The sequence below is a fragment of the Sphingobium sp. KCTC 72723 genome, from assembly GCF_014280435.1.
In the GTDB taxonomy this organism is placed as follows: Bacteria; Pseudomonadota; Alphaproteobacteria; order Sphingomonadales; family Sphingomonadaceae; genus Sphingobium.
The window spans coordinates 739,990-754,802 of record NZ_CP060388.1 but is presented as its reverse complement, the minus strand read 5'-3'; the positions used below and the strand labels follow the sequence as shown (position 1 = coordinate 754,802).

Sequence of the window (14,813 nt, the reverse complement as noted above, 5' to 3'; positions counted from 1 at the left end):
GCAGATGTTGACGCTCACGGCTCCACCTGCATTTGCCGGGTGGTTTCGTTGTAGGTCATGCCTTCCAGTTCGCGGGGCATGTAGCGTTCGTCATGCTTGGCGAGCAGGTTGGTGGCGATGAAGGTGCCGTGCGTGTCGAACGATCCTTCGGCCACGACGCCGCTGCCCTCCTTGAACAGGTCCGGCGCGATGCCGCTGAAGGTGGCGGGAACAGTCGCCTTGCCATCGGTGACGTCGAAGCGGATGGTCACGCCGTCGGGCGCGCGTTTGAGGCTGTTCCTGACCACCATGCCGCCCAGGCGAATGGCCTTGCCGGGTTCTACCCCCTTGGTCTTTACATCGCCGGGCGCGTAGAAATAGGCCGCTTCATCTTTCAGCGCGGACGCCGCGAGCAGGCCCGCGCCGATCACCGCGACCAGCGCGGCGAGGACGAGGATGAGGCGTTGATGCTTGGCCTTCATGACAGGGCTTTCATGGGCGGTTGGTCAGCTTTTCGGCCTGTGTTTCGGCGTTGCGCATCGCCCGCCAGCTCAGCCAGCTGACCAGTGCCGTGCCGATCAGGGTCACGCCATAGGCCGCGATAACGAAGGTCCACTGGTTCATGGCTCTATCCTCTGGCGAGACGCTGGAGCCGCGCCTCCACCTTGTTCTGCGCCAATATGGCCCGCATCCGCATCAGCACGATCGCGCCGAACCAGAGCGTGAAGCCAAGCAAAGTGAGGCCAAGCGGCCAGAGCAGCGCCATGTCGATGCTGGACCCGCGCATGGTGATCGACGGTCCCTGATGCAGGCTGTTCCACCACACGACCGAACGGTTGATGATGGGAATGTTGATCGCGCCGACCAGGCCGAAAATGGCCGTGACATTGCTGACGCCGCCCTGCTGCCCTTCGCGCGCGCTGGCGTTGGCCAGCGCGATATAGCCAAGATAGAGGAACAGCAGGACGAGCATGGAGGTCATCCGCCCGTCCCATTCCCACCATGTTCCCCAGGTCGGGCGGCCCCAGATGGAGCCGGTGGCAAGGCAGATGGCCGTGAACAGCGCGCCGGGCGCGGCGATGGCGCGGCCCGCGACGGCGGCCAGCGGGTGCCGCCACACCAGTTGCATCAGCGCGGCGATGGCGATGCCGGTCCAGCCGCCCATGCCCAGCCATGCGGCGGGAACGTGGATATAGAGGATGCGCACCGTCTGCCCCTGAAGATAATCGGCAGGCGTCAGGAACAGGCCGCATCCCGCGCCCGCAAGCAACAGGAGAAGGCCCGGCCAGAACAGCCAGCCCGTCAACGGACGGGCGATCTGGAGGAAGCGGGCGGGATTGGCGAAACGATGCATCAGGGCTGCGTCTTTAGCCGGGCATGGAGAGCAACGCCAGTAGGGCATTTGGCCGATGGACGGGGATTGGGGTTTGGGGGTGGCGATGGATGGCCATGTGCCAGATTGAAGGGGGTGCGTATCACCGATAGTATGACACCCCTCCATCATTTGCTGCGCACCCCCCCCCCCCGTGGGATCGTTGCGAAATTCAGATGGCCTAACGAATCTTCGTCATTCCCGCGCAGGCGGGAACCCATCTCCCACCTTATCGCCTTGATCGTAGGTCAGGAGATGGATCCCCGCCTGCGCGGGGATGACGTAAAAATCTGTGGATAGTGAATATTGTAACGATCCCCCGGCGAGGGAGGAATGTCCGCCGATATTGACAGCGCGTAGCTGTGTCGCCGATAGCGTGTGCATCGGGCCAGCAGCGGACGCCCGATCAGACGGGGTCCGTCCAAGTCCGCTCCATCCGTCGCGCCTGCGGCGTATAGGAGCGTTTGCATGACTGATCCGATTGACGCGATACGACCGCCCGCATTGGGGCTGACTGCCCTTTTCCTGAAATTCCTGGCGTTCGGGGCGCTCGCCTTTGGCGGGCCGGTGGCGCAGATCGCCATGGTGCGGCAGGCTTTGGTCGAGCAGGAGCGCTGGATCGCGCCCGCGCGATTCAACCGGCTGCTGGCGGTATTGCAGGTGTTGCCCGGACCCGAAGCGCATGAACTGTGCGTGCATCTGGGCATGATGGCGCGCGGGCGGATCGGCGGGTTGCTGGCGGGCCTTGGCTTCATGTTGCCGGGGCTGGCGCTGATGATGGTTGCAGGCTGGCTCTATGTCGGGTGGATCGCGGGGCATGTCGGCCTGGCCGGTGTGCTGCTGGGCGTGCAGATCGTGGTGCTGGCGGTGATTGCGCGGGCGGTGGTGCGGATCGGCCAGCATATTATCGAGGATCGGTTGCTGGGGGCAATCGCGCTGGTGGGGCTGGGCGCGACGCTGGTGGGCGTGCCGTTCTGGATCATGCTGATCGCGGGCGGCGCGGCCTATGCCGTGGCGCAGCGGCCGGTGGTGGCGGCACTGGTGCTGCTGGTGCCGGTGATCGGTGCGGTGGTGATCGGCCATTTTGCCGGGGCGACGGGCGGAGTCGGGGCGATCGTCACTCATGCGCCTGCGACGCTGATGATGCTGTTCGTGGCGGGGCTGAAAGGCGGGCTGCTGACATTTGGCGGCGCCTATACCGCGATACCCTATGTCCGGGCGGATACGGTTGGCCGCGGGTGGATCAGCGATTCGGCGTTTCTGGACGGGATCGCGCTGGCGGGGGTGCTGCCTGCGCCGCTGGTGATCTTTGCTACGTTCGTGGGCTATGTCGCGGGCGGGCCGCTGGGCGCGCTGGCGGTGACGGCGGGGATGTTCCTGCCCGCTTTTGCCTTTTCGCTGATCTTTTTCGAGCGGCTGGAGGCGGTAGTGGAAAATCCCGCGCTGCACCGGATGCTGACCGGCGTGGCGGCGGCGGTGGTGGGCATCATCGGGGCGACCTTCGCGCAACTGGCGCTGGCGACGGGCGGGCGCGTGACGAATCCGGTGGTGGCGGGCGCGCTGTTCGTCGTTGCGCTGACGGTGGCGTGGCGGGTGAAGGGCGCGTGGGTTACGCCTGCCATATTGGGCGGCGGGGCGATCATCGGATGGCTGGTTTCGCCCTGATTTTCGGGGGTTTTGGGTCGGTTGAGGCCATGGGCGAAACGCCCTGGCACGCTTTTTTGTTACAGGAGGGCGACAAAGGGCGCGCAAGTGACTATATGCGCGCACATCAACGCCCCCCTGGGTCGCTCCACGGGGTCGTCACTGACCGGCTATGGAACCGATCGCACCCATGATGACTACCAATCCCTTCGACGACGACAAGTTGCGCGAGGAATGCGGCATTTTCGGCGTTTCTGGTGCCGACACCGCTTCTGCCATGGTGGCGCTGGGGCTGCACGCGCTCCAGCATCGGGGGCAGGAAGCCGCCGGTATCACCAGTTGGGACGGGCATGATTTCCATACCCACCGGGCAATGGGACATGTGGCCGGGAATTTCGACCGCGACGAAGTGATTCGCGCTTTACCCGGCGACACTGCCTGCGGCCATGTGCGTTATTCCACGACGGGCGAGACATCGCTGCGCAACGTCCAGCCGCTCTATGCCGAGCTGAACAGCGGCGGCTTTGCCATTGCCCATAATGGCAATATTTCCAACGCGATGAAGGTGCGGCGCGAGCTGATCCGGCGCGGGTCGATATTCCAGTCGACGTCGGACACCGAAGTCATCATCCATCTGGTCGCCACGTCCAGCTATCGCACGCTGCTCGACAAGTTCATCGATGCGTTGAAGCAGGTCGAGGGTGCCTATTCGCTGATCGTGATGACGCCCGAAGGCATGATTGCGTGCCGCGACCCGCTGGGCATCCGGCCGCTGGTGATGGGCAAGCTGGGCGATTCGACCATATTCGCGTCGGAAACCGTGGCGCTGGACGTGGTCGGGGCCGATTATGTCCGCACGATCGAGCCGGGCGAACTGGTGATCGTCACCAATGAAGGGGAAATCCGGTCGCACCGCCCCTTTGGCGACACCCATCCGCGCCCCTGCATTTTCGAGCATGTCTATTTCAGCCGTCCCGATTCGATCGTGGACGGGTCGAGCGTCTATTCGGTGCGCAAGGCGATCGGCGCGCAACTGGCGATCGAAAATCCGGTCGAGGCGGACTATGTCATCCCCGTTCCCGACAGCGGCGTGCCGGGCGCGATCGGCTATGCGCAGCAATCGGGCATCCCGTTCGAACTGGGCATCATCCGGTCGCACTATATTGGCCGCACTTTCATCCAGCCGGGCGACAAGGTGCGCCATCTGGGCGTGAAGTTGAAGCATAATGCCAACCGCGCGCTGATCCAGGGCAAGCGGATCGTGCTGATCGACGATTCGATCGTGCGTGGCACCACGTCCCTGAAAATCGTGCAGATGATGCGCGACGCGGGCGCGGCGGAAGTGCATATGCGGATCGCGTCGCCGCCGACCCGGCATAGCTGCTTTTATGGCGTGGATACGCCCGAACGCACCAAATTGCTGGCGCACAAGCTGGACGTGGGCGGGATGCAGGATTTCATCCATGCCGACAGCCTGTCCTTCATTTCGATCGACGGGCTTTATAAAGCGCTGGGCGAAGCCAAGCGGTCCGACACGCGGCCGCAATATTGCGACGCCTGCTTCACTGGCGACTATCCCACCATATTGACCGATCAGGATGATGTGGTGGTGACCAACCAGCTGGAATTGCTGGCCGAGCGGGTGGCCTGAACCGCCTGCTGCGTGACGCCGACATCCATTGCCGCAAGTAAGAAGGATTCCAGCCTGCGCTGGAATGACGGGGATATATGACTGATACGCTTCCTTTATCCGGCAAATTGGCGCTGGTCACTGGCGCGAGCCGGGGCATTGGCGCGGCGACGGCGGAAGCGCTGGCAGCGGCGGGCGCGCATGTCGTGCTGACCGGCCGCACCACCGGCGGGCTGGAAGAGGTCGAGGAACGCATCCATGCAAGCGGCGGCAGCGCGACCATCGCGCCGCTGGACCTGATCGACGGGGAAAGCATCGGGCGGCTGGCGCAGGCGATCGGCGGGCGGTGGGACGCGCTCGACATTCTTGTGCTGAACGCGGCGACGCTGGGCGCGCTGGCGGCTGTGCCGGCAATCGACGCCAAGGAATTCGGGCGGTTGCTGACATTGAACATTGCGGCGCCACAGGCGCTGATCGCCGCGTTCGACGGCATGTTGCGCAAGAGCGGCGACGCGCGCGTGGTGGCGGTGACGTCATCGGTCGCGACCCCGCGCGCTTACTGGGGTGCCTATGGCGCGTCGAAGGCGGCGCTGGAGACTTTGGTGGGCGCCTATGGCGAGGAGATGAAGAATATTTCCGCCATTCGCACGCATATCGTCGATCCGGGCGCGACCCGCACGGCAATGCGCGCACGCGCCTTTCCGGGCGAAGATCCCGCGACGCTGAAAGGGCCGGAAGTGGTGGCGGATGCCATCGTAGGGCTGGTCACGGCGGATACGCCGACCGGGCATAAGGCGCGGGTCGAGGGCTGAGTTGGCAGTTGCGAGTTCCCGCGCAGGCGGGAACCCAGATCGACGGCTGGACTGAGTTACCGCCTGCGCGGGAACATGGGGTGCCTTATCGGGGTTTGACCAGCGTCACTTGCGCCACGTCGATGCCGCCGCCGCGAAAGCCGCCTTCGCAATACATCAGATAATAGCGCCATAAGGCCACGAAATGCTGGTCGAAACTGGCGGGCAGTCGGCCTTCGTCAATCGCGCGGTCGAAATTTTCGCGCCAGCGGCGCAGCGTTTGCGCATAGTGCAGGCCGAAGCGGTGGACGCTGTGCCATTCCAGCCCCTGCCTTTCCGCCAGCGCGCGAAAGCGGCTTTCCGACATCAGCATCCCGCCGGGGAAGATATAGGTCTGGATGAAGTCCGCGCCGCGTGCGTAGGATTCGAAGATCGCGTCGTCGATCAATATATATTGGATCGCGGCGCGGCCACCGGGCTTGAGCAGGCGGTAGACGGCAGCGAGATAGGCGGGCCAGTAGCGCTGGCCCACCGCCTCCACCATTTCGACGCTGGCGATGGCGTCATATTGGCCCTGTGCGTCGCGATAATCGGTCAGCAAGACCTGCGCGCCCGAACCCAGCCGGTCGCGGGCATAATCGGCCTGCTCGGTCGAGAGCGTCAGGCCGGTATAGGACAGGGTGCAGCGTTCCATCGCCTGTTCGGCAAGGCCGCCCCAGCCACAACCGATTTCCAGCAGCGACGCGCCATCGGTCAGGTCCAGCCGGTCGAGTATGGCATCGACCTTGCGCCGTTGGGCGCGTTCATGGCTTTCGGTTGCGCTGTCAGGATCGGCGAACAAGCCACTGGAATAATGCATATTTTCGTCCAGCCAAAGCTGGTAGAAATCATTGCCCAGATCATAATGATAGGCAATGTTATGGCGTGATCCGGTGCGGCTGTTGCGGCGCGCGAAATGGGTCAGGCGGCCCAGCCAGCGGCCAGGACCATTGGGTCGCGCGATCCGGCCCAGCGCCACGGCATTGGCCATGAACAGGGCAAAGAGCGGCACCGGATCGGGACTGGACCATTCGCCCGCCGCCCAGGCGCGGAACCAGCCCGCCGACCCGCCCGTGGCAAGGCGCACGAGCGCGCGCCAGCGGTGGAGATGGACTTCGCAATGCGGGCCGGGATGGCGACCGCCCAGCAAGCGACGGGTGCCGTCGGGCAGGATGGCGTCGAGCGACCCCTGTTCCAGTCCCCGGTCGATGCGGTCGAGCATGTGATGGAAAATCGGTGCGGCATAGCGACTCGCCCGGCTGGCAGCGCCCGATGTCGGCGGGCGGCGGACGGACAGGGCGCGACGGCCGCGCCGGGGATCAATCGCGTTCATGACGTCAATCCTGCACGAGCGCGCCGCGCGCTGCAATCATTGCTTGATGCGTTTATACGCTTCCAGCGCGCGTTCGCGCCCTTCGCGATGGCCGATGATCCTGGCGGGATAATCGCGCGGGCGCAGGCCATGGGTTTCGGGATCGTGAATCGCATGATCGGGCAGTCTGGCCAGTTCCGGCACCCATGTGCGGATATAGGCAGCGGCATCGAATTTTTCCGACTGGCTGAGCGGGGCCATGATCCGCACGAACATGTTCGCGTCCACGCCGCTGCCCGCGACCCATTGCCAGTTGACGCTGTTATTGGCGTAGCTGGCATCGACCAGCGTGTCCCAGAACCATGTCGCACCATGCCGCCAGTCGACCAGCAGATGCTTGATGAGGAAGCTGGCCGCAATCATGCGCACACGGTTATGCATCCAGCCGGTCGTCCAAAGCTGCCGCATTCCTGCGTCGACGATGGGGTAGCCGGTGCGGCCCGCCTTCCATGCGGCAAAATCGCTTCCCGCTTCGCGCAGGTCGCGCCAGGGCAGCGCGTCGAATTGGTCGCGGGCGTTGGCGGAGCCATAGGTGGGCATCTGGCAAATCTGGAGATGGGCATAATCGCGCCAGATCAATTCTTTAAGAAAGATCGTTGCATCATGTCCTGAAGCAGCGACACTATGCCAGACGGTCGCGGGCGATATTTCGCCAAAGTGGAGATGGGGCGAGAGGCGCGAGGTTCCCTCGACCGAGGGCAAGTTGCGGGCGACGGGATAGTCGCCGGTTTCGTCCACGAACGCATCGAGATTGGCGTGCGCGCCTGCTTCGCCGGGCGTCCAGTCGGTGGCGAAGCCCGTCGCCCAGTCCGGTTTGGTAGGCAACAATTTCCATTGGTCCAGCACATCGCTGGCAGGCCAGTTGGCGGGCGCGGCGATATGCGCGGGCGCGGATCGGGGTGCCGGGGGCGGCATATGTTCCAGCACGGCGCGGGAAAAGGGCGTGTAGATGCGATAGGCACCCCCTGCCCCGGTCCGCACCGCGCCGGGCGGCAGCAACAGCGCGCCGTCATGCAGGACAAGGTCCAGTGCCTTGGCCACGCCCTTTTCCACATTGCGCCACCAGGGTTCATAATGGTGGAGCGCGTGGACACGATGTGCGCCCGTTTCCTGCGCCAGTTCCGCCAAAATCTGCGCCGATTTGCCGCGTCGCAGGATAAGGCGCGATCCTTTTTCGCGCAGCGCCGCGTCCAGCCGGGTCAGGCCGTGGTGCAGCCACCAGCGCGACGCGCCGCCCATCGCCCATTGGCGCGGCGCTTCATCATCGAGGATATAGACCGGGATGACGGCCCCTTCCTGCGCGGCGGCGATGAGCGCAGCCTGATCGGACAGGCGAAGATCCTGGCGAAACCAGAGCAGGACGGGATTGGACATTCCCGTGCAATGCGCGCCGGTGCGACAGGTTCCAAGCGACCCTTGGGCCATATTGCCAGACACGACCCATCGCAAATCGGACAAAGCGTGATTCGATCAATGGACGCGCGGGTCGGCTTTGCCTATTCTGATGACCGATAGTCGCAGCAGCGATGTGCGAAGGGGATAGCGGGGCAGTCCCATCGCCAAAGAACGAATCAGGGGATTTATGGCGTCGATGCCGAATGGACAGGAACTGGGATACCGGCCGTGCGTCGGCATCATGCTGGTCAATGTGGACGGCAAGGTGTTCGTGGGCCAGCGTCTGGATAACAAGGTCGAGGCATGGCAGATGCCGCAGGGCGGGATCGACGAGGGCGAGGACGCCAGGGATGCGGCGCTGCGCGAACTCAATGAGGAAACCGGGATCGACCCGGCGCATGTCAACATCATCGCCACGGCGCGGGACGAGCATTTTTACGACCTGCCGCCCGAACTGATCGGCAAGCTGTGGGGCGGCAAATATCGCGGCCAGCGGCAATATTGGTTTCTGGCCCGCTTTCTGGGGCAGGACGAGGATATCGACATCGCGACCAAGCATCCTGAATTTCGGGAATGGAAATGGGCCGTGCCGGACACGTTGCCGGAGATGATCGTGCCGTTCAAACGCAAATTATATCGCGACATATTGCAAGAATTTCGCGCGCTTATCTGAACCGGCGAAGAGATTTTTTGCGAACCATTCGCCGCATGGGGCTTAAATTCCCCGGTCGGATGGGTATGACGGGGCCATGCGTGCTTCTCTGATCCCGATTTGCCTGTTCCTGTCCGCCCCGGCCATGGCCGCCGACCCGGCGTTGTTGCCGCCGTCCGTGCGCGAAATGATGGAAGCGGCGATCGCCAATGGCAGCGAAACGGAAATTGCCACCGTCGCCAAAATTGCCAAGCAGACCAACCCGGCGTCCGCCGACGAAATCCAGCGATTGGTTCAGAGCTGGAAAGAACGGACCAAGGCGACCCGTGACACCGTGATTCGCGAGGCGCGCTTCAACGAATTATGGACGGGCCGGGTCGAGGCTGGCGGATTCCGGTCGACCGGGTCCACCAGCGAGCTGGGCATCAGCGTGAATGCCACCGCGACCCGCGCCGGGCTGCAATGGTCGCACAAGCTGACCGCCAGCGCGGATTATCGCCGCGCCAACGGGGTCACGTCGCGGGAACGCTATTTTGCAGGCTATGAGCCGAAATATGAATTTGATCCGCGCGGATTCGCTTATGGACTGGCCCAGTTCGAGCGGGACACGTCGATCGGTTACGACCAGCGTTATACCGCGTCGGTGGGCGTGGGTTACAAGCTGATCGTCAGCAAGCCGGTGGACCTGTCCGTCGATATCGGTCCTTCGGTGCGTCACGCCAAATATCTGATCGGGATCAGCGAAACCAAGGCGGGGGTTCGCGGGTCGATGGCCGCCGTATGGCGCGCGACGCCGACTCTGACGGTCAAGCAGAGCGCATCGGGCTATGCCGAAAGCGGAGTCTATACGCTCAACGCACTGACCGGGGTGGAAACGAAAGTGGCGACGCGATGGTCGGCGGCCTTATCCTACCTGGTGCAGTATGAATCGGAGACATTGCTGTCGACGCGCGATTTCAACACGCTTAGCCGGTTGACGCTGTCCTACGATTTTTAAGGGGGGTGCGCCGGGGGTGGAGGCGCGGGCTGCGCTCTGATAGACCCTGTGGATGAACGCTTTATCCCCGGCTGATCTGCGCATCATGGAGCGCGCGGCAAGTGCGCCCATGCTGGCGCGGGTGCAGGATTGGGCCGCGATCAACAGCGGGTCGCGCAATCTGGACGGGCTGGCGGTGATGGCCGGGCGGCTGGCGGATGGCTTTGCGATCTTGCCGGGCGAATTGCGGCTGGTCGAGGCTGTGCCGGTCGAGACGGTGGCAGCGGACGGGCGCATCCGGACTATCGCGCATGGCCGGCATCTGCACCTGTCGGTGCGGCCACATGCGCCGATCCGACTGCTGCTGACGGGGCATATGGATACGGTGTTTGCCGCCGATCATGGGTTTCAGGGGCAGCGCTGGGTCGAGCCGGGGGTGCTGAACGGGCCGGGGGTTGCCGACATGAAGGGCGGGATCGCGGTGATGCTGGCGGCGCTGGACGCGATCGAGCGGTCGGACGCGATAGTGACGTTGGGCTATGACGTCATCATCAACAGCGATGAGGAAGTGGGTAGTCCCTCTTCCGCTGCGTTGTTGCGGGAGATGGCGGCGGGGAAGCTGGCGGCGTTTACATATGAACCTGCCCTGCCCGACGGGACGCTGGCAGGCGCGCGGGCAGGGAGCGGCAATTTCTCGTTCATCTTTACCGGGCGCAGCGCCCATGCGGGGCGCAACCCCGATGACGGGCGCAATGCTTTGCTGGCGGCGGCGGATCTGGGCCTGCGGTTGAAGGCAGCGAGCGGAGGTGGATTTTCATGCAATCCGGCGAAGATCGACGGTGGCGGGCCGAATAATGTGGTGCCGGATCATGCGGTGTTGCGAGTGAATTTCCGCCCGCGCAGCCCGGTGGACGAGGCAGCGGTGCGCGCGCTGATCGACGCGACGGTGGCGGCGGTGGCGCGCGAGCATGACGTCGGCGTGCATGTGCATGGCGGGTTCGGGCGACCGCCAAAGCCCATGGATGCCAAGGCGGAACGGCTATTCGGGCTGGTGCGCGACTGCGGCGCAGCGTTGGGACTGGACATCGGCTGGCGCGATACCGGCGGAGTGTGCGACGGCAATAATATCGCGGCGTGCGGCGTGCCGGTGGTCGATACGATGGGCGTGCGCGGCGGCAACATCCATAGCGATGCGGAATTTCTGCTGACTGACAGCCTGGCCGAGCGGGCGCAACTGTCCGCGCTGGCGCTGCTGCGGATCGCGCAGGGGCAATATAAAAGAGAGGGGATGACCGCTTGAGCTTCATCATGCGCACCGCGCGCGCGGACGATTTGCAGACGCTGTATGAGATGGCCAAGCTGACCGGCGGGGGCTTCACCAACCTGCCGCCCGATCGCACGGCGCTGGGCGCGAAGCTGGAGCGGACGGAAGCGGCGCTGGGCCGGGCGGAGGACGGCGTGACCGACGAGTTGATCGTCATGGTGCTGGAGAATGTCGAGACGGGTCAGGTGCGCGGCACATGCCAGATTTTCAGCACGGTCGGGCAAAGCTGGCCCTTTTATTCCTATCGGCTGGGGATGCTGACCCAGCATAGCCGCGAGTTGGGGCGGACGTTCCGGGCGCAGATGCTGTCGCTGACCACCGATCTGGAAGGATCGGTCGAGGTTGGCGGGCTGTTCCTGCATCCGCGCGAACGGGCCGAGGGGCTGGGTCTGCTGCTGGCGCGCAGCCGTTACTTGTATATCCGGGCGCATAGGGCGCGCTTTGGCGACAAGGTGATTGCCGAGTTGCGCGGTGTCATTGACGAGGCAGGCGGGTCGCCATTCTGGGACGGACTGGCCGGGCGCTTTTTCGGGATGAATTTTCAGGAGGCGGACGAGTTTAATGCGGTCAACGGCAATCAGTTCATCGCCGACCTGATGCCCAAGACGCCCATCTATACCGCGATGCTGACCGACAGCGCGCGCGCCGTCATTGGCCTGCCCCACCCCAATGGCCGGGCGGCGATGCGGATGCTGGAAACCGAAGGGTTCGACAATGCAGGCTATGTCGACATTTTCGACGGCGGGCCGACGATGGTGGGCCAGATCGACCAGTTGAAAACCATCGCGCAGGCGCGTGACGTCATGGTGGCAGGCGTGCATGATAAGGGTGGCGACAAGATGCTGTTGGCGACGGGCAGGCTGGCCGATTATCGATGCACCTATGGCTTTGTGCAGGAAAGCGCGGACGGGGCCGTGTCGATCGACGCAGGCAGCGCGGCGCGGCTGGGCATCGCGCCGGGGCAGACCATCACCATGGCGGGGCGGGCATGAGCGTCATAGAGATTAATTTCGACGGGCTGATCGGGCCGAGCCATAATTATGCGGGGTTGAGCCTGGGCAATCTGGCGTCGGCGCGCAATGCGGGTGCCGTATCGCACCCGCGCGCGGCGGCGTTGCAGGGGATCGAGAAGATGCGCGGCAACATCGCGCTGGGCCTGATACAAGGGATTTTCCTGCCGCAATGGCGGCCCGATGGCGCGTGGCTGGCCAGTTTGGGGACGGACATCAGCGACGCTGAACCGGCGATCCGCGCGGCGGCGCTGTCGGCTTCGTCGATGTGGGCGGCCAATGCGGCCACCGTGTCGCCCGCCACCGATACGGCGGACGGGCGGACGCATATGACCGTCGCTAATCTGGTGACGATGCCCCATCGCAGCCATGAATGGCCGCAGACGTTGACGCAGTTGCGCACGGTTTTTTCCGATCCGCGCGCCTTTGCGATCCATGCGCCCGTCCCCGCCCCATTCGGCGATGAAGGCGCGGCCAACCATATGCGGCTGGCGGCGCGACATGATGCGCCGGGGGTGGAGATATTCGTCTATGGCAGGAGCGGTGGCCCCTTCCCCGCGCGCCAGCATGTCGAGGCAAGCAAGGCGGTCGCGCGGCGGCATGGGCTGGACCCGGCCCGAACCCTGTTCGTCGCCCAATCCGAAGAAGCGATTGCGGCGGGGGCGTTTCATAACGACGTAGTGGCGGTGGCGAACGAGCGCGTGCTGTTCGCGCATGAGCAGGCCTTTGCCGACAGCCATGTATTTTACGCACAGTTGCGCGCCGCCATGCCAGAAGTCGAGATTGTCGAGGTGCCGGCCAGCGCGATCAGCCTGTCCGACGCGATCGCATCCTATCTGTTCAATGCGCAATTGGTGACGTTGCCCGATGGCGCGATGGCGCTGATATTGCCGACCGAGGCGCGGGCCATTCCGGCGGTGTGGCAATGGCTGGAGCAGATGGTGGCGGGCAATGGCCCGATCCGGCGGCTGGTCCCCGTCGATGTGCGCCAGTCCATGGCCAATGGTGGCGGCCCGGCGTGCCTGAGGTTGCGCGTGGTGGCCGACCCGGCGACGATCGACCCGCGATTTCTGGTGGACGACGCCAAGCTGGACGCCATCGCTGGAATCGTGGGCGATTACTGGCCGGAGGAGATTGCGCCCGATGACCTGTCCGACACACGGTTGATCGCCCGGATCGAACAATCATGGTTAACCCTTGTTGACCATTTGCAGCTTTCGGGCGACTTAATGCCCTAGCGGCGGAGGGATTGCCGGATGGGGTCGAAATGGAACGGATCAAACGCCTATTTACCATAAAGACCAAGTTCGAGGTGTTTCTGGTCGTTTACGCGCTGGCGCTGGGTGCGTCGGAACGGGGCATTGTCTATATGCAGCAATATCCGGGGTTCGGCGGACAATTGCTGGCGCTGTGTTGCACCGGCGCTGTATTCATGGCCGGGGGCAAGATGCTGGACGCGCTGGAATATCAGCGTAGTTACGGTGGCTGAGCCGGATATTTGCGTAAAACCCAAGCGCGTTGATCCATAACGGACCCAACTCGACACTGACCTTATCAACCCATCGTTTACCATGACTCCATCACGAAACGGAGCCATGACATCATGCTGGACGATCGTCGCGGGCGCAGCGTAGCCGCCGCCGAACTGGTGCGCAATTTCGCCCATTGGCGGGAGGTAGGATCCCGTGAACCAGTGATGATTACCCATCATGGCCTCGAAACCCATATCTTCATGGGAGTGGATGATTTTCGCACCATGGCGGCGAACGAAGCCGCCCCGCCCGCGCCGGACCGGATGCGCGAACTGGCGAACCGGATTCATCAGGGGCTGATCCTGTGCAACAGCGACCTGACGGTCGATTATGTAAACAGCGTGGCGCTGGCCATGACCAAGCGATGGGACCGGCATCTGGAAGGAAAATCGCTATGGGAAGCGCTGCCCGAATTTGCCGGAACGCTGACCGAAGCCCATATCCGCCACAGCCTGACATCGGGTGAGGCCAGCACCGCCGACATCCCATCCCCCTTCCGCAGCGACAGCTGGCTGCATTTCGAGACATTCCCGTTCGGCGAGGGCATTGCCCTGTTGCTGCGCGACATTACCGCCGACATGCGGCGGCACAGGCTGGCCGACGTCAAATCGGCGATATTGAAGGCCATGAGCGTGCATGGCGGGGTCGGCTATGTCCGGGTGTCGACGCGCGGCTTTATCGAGATTGCGGACGATACATTCTGCATGATGGTCGGCCTGCCCGAAGACAGGCTGTCGAGCGTGTGCCTGCCCGATCTGGTCGAATTGTCGGCGCGTCCGCAATTTCGCGAACAGTTGGAGCGGGTGCTGCGCGGCGAAGGGGACAAGCGGGTGGCGACGCGGCTGCTGACCAATGAAGGCGCGCTGTTGCCGGTGGAGGCCGCCATCGCGCAGTTGCACGGCACCTATGGCACGGAGGGCGCAGTCATCGTGATGACGGGCAACCGGGAACAGGCGGGGGCTGGCTAGGACGGATTTTACGCAGAAACATGTGCCGGAATGGAGGGAAATCGCCATCAGCGCGCAAACACCCTTCCCCACCCCTTCCTATCCCGACCGGATCGGTGCGAAAAAATGCGTAAATCATGCAAGCATGGC

At 63.9% G+C, this 14,813-nt stretch carries 15 protein-coding genes; 10 read left to right on the top strand and 5 right to left on the bottom strand.

Annotated features, from left to right (window positions below):
• Positions 1–14: 14 nt before the first annotated feature.
• From ccmE to ccmC, 3 genes are read right to left on the bottom strand one after another with little or no spacing between them, the layout of a single operon-like run.
• Positions 15–461: a cytochrome c maturation protein CcmE gene (gene ccmE / locus SPBM01_RS03825; RefSeq protein WP_188064079.1), complete on the bottom strand. Its 447-nt coding sequence runs from the start codon at positions 459–461 to the stop codon at positions 15–17.
• Between the two features lie 10 nt (positions 462–471).
• Positions 472–603: a hypothetical protein gene (locus tag SPBM01_RS21840; RefSeq protein ID WP_262504318.1), complete on the bottom strand. Its 132-nt coding sequence runs from the start codon at positions 601–603 to the stop codon at positions 472–474.
• 4 nt (positions 604–607) lie between these two features.
• Positions 608–1,333 carry a heme ABC transporter permease CcmC gene (gene ccmC / locus SPBM01_RS03820; protein WP_188064078.1) on the bottom strand — a complete coding sequence of 242 codons (726 nt, stop codon included), beginning with the start codon at positions 1,331–1,333 and terminating at the stop codon, positions 608–610.
• A 486-nt stretch (positions 1,334–1,819) separates the two neighbouring features.
• Between ccmC and chrA the strand changes: the two genes are divergently transcribed.
• From chrA to SPBM01_RS03805, 3 genes are all read left to right on the top strand, one after another.
• A complete protein-coding gene (chrA, locus tag SPBM01_RS03815) occupies positions 1,820–3,016 on the top strand; it encodes a chromate efflux transporter (RefSeq protein ID WP_188064077.1) in 1,197 nt (398 codons plus the stop codon).
• A 169-nt stretch (positions 3,017–3,185) separates the two neighbouring features.
• Complete coding sequence (gene purF, locus SPBM01_RS03810; protein WP_262504317.1) at positions 3,186–4,646, top strand: amidophosphoribosyltransferase; 1,461 nt, start codon at positions 3,186–3,188, stop codon at positions 4,644–4,646.
• Between the two features lie 77 nt (positions 4,647–4,723).
• Complete coding sequence (locus SPBM01_RS03805; protein ID WP_188064075.1) at positions 4,724–5,437, top strand: SDR family NAD(P)-dependent oxidoreductase; 714 nt, start codon at positions 4,724–4,726, stop codon at positions 5,435–5,437.
• An 85-nt stretch (positions 5,438–5,522) separates the two neighbouring features.
• On the opposite strand, the gene SPBM01_RS03800 is transcribed toward SPBM01_RS03805, so the two are convergent.
• Both SPBM01_RS03800 and SPBM01_RS03795 read right to left on the bottom strand, forming a co-directional pair.
• Positions 5,523–6,788, bottom strand: a complete 1,266-nt coding sequence (locus SPBM01_RS03800) for an SAM-dependent methyltransferase (RefSeq protein WP_188064074.1) — start codon at positions 6,786–6,788, stop codon at positions 5,523–5,525.
• Between the two features lie 36 nt (positions 6,789–6,824).
• Positions 6,825–8,201 carry a cryptochrome/photolyase family protein gene (locus tag SPBM01_RS03795; protein WP_188064073.1) on the bottom strand — a complete coding sequence of 459 codons (1,377 nt, stop codon included), beginning with the start codon at positions 8,199–8,201 and terminating at the stop codon, positions 6,825–6,827.
• Between the two features lie 208 nt (positions 8,202–8,409).
• Here SPBM01_RS03795 and SPBM01_RS03790 point away from each other — a divergent pair, with 208 nt between their 5' ends.
• The 7 genes from SPBM01_RS03790 (at position 8,410) to SPBM01_RS03760 (ending at position 14,684) form a co-directional block, all read left to right on the top strand.
• On the top strand, positions 8,410–8,895 hold the full coding sequence (locus SPBM01_RS03790; RefSeq protein ID WP_188064072.1) for an RNA pyrophosphohydrolase: 486 nt from the start codon (positions 8,410–8,412) through the stop codon (positions 8,893–8,895).
• A gap of 76 nt (positions 8,896–8,971) precedes the next feature.
• Positions 8,972–9,871 carry a YdiY family protein gene (locus SPBM01_RS03785; protein ID WP_188064071.1) on the top strand — a complete coding sequence of 300 codons (900 nt, stop codon included), beginning with the start codon at positions 8,972–8,974 and terminating at the stop codon, positions 9,869–9,871.
• Between the two features lie 52 nt (positions 9,872–9,923).
• Positions 9,924–11,150: a hydrolase gene (locus tag SPBM01_RS03780; RefSeq protein WP_188064070.1), complete on the top strand. Its 1,227-nt coding sequence runs from the start codon at positions 9,924–9,926 to the stop codon at positions 11,148–11,150.
• The gene (locus SPBM01_RS03775; RefSeq protein WP_188064069.1) at positions 11,147–12,166 is read left to right on the top strand and encodes an arginine N-succinyltransferase; all 1,020 of its coding nucleotides are present in this window, start codon (positions 11,147–11,149) and stop codon (positions 12,164–12,166) included. The genes SPBM01_RS03780 and SPBM01_RS03775 overlap by 4 nt, the downstream gene beginning before the upstream one ends.
• On the top strand, positions 12,163–13,422 hold the full coding sequence (locus SPBM01_RS03770) for an N-succinylarginine dihydrolase (RefSeq protein ID WP_188064068.1): 1,260 nt from the start codon (positions 12,163–12,165) through the stop codon (positions 13,420–13,422). Before SPBM01_RS03775 ends, SPBM01_RS03770 begins: the two co-directional genes overlap by 4 nt.
• Positions 13,423–13,451: 29 nt before the next feature.
• On the top strand, positions 13,452–13,673 hold the full coding sequence (locus tag SPBM01_RS03765) for a hypothetical protein (protein WP_188064067.1): 222 nt from the start codon (positions 13,452–13,454) through the stop codon (positions 13,671–13,673).
• Between the two features lie 114 nt (positions 13,674–13,787).
• Positions 13,788–14,684 (top strand): PAS domain-containing protein, encoded by an 897-nt coding sequence (locus tag SPBM01_RS03760; protein ID WP_188064066.1) that lies wholly within the window; start codon positions 13,788–13,790, stop codon positions 14,682–14,684.
• Positions 14,685–14,813 lie beyond the last annotated feature (129 nt).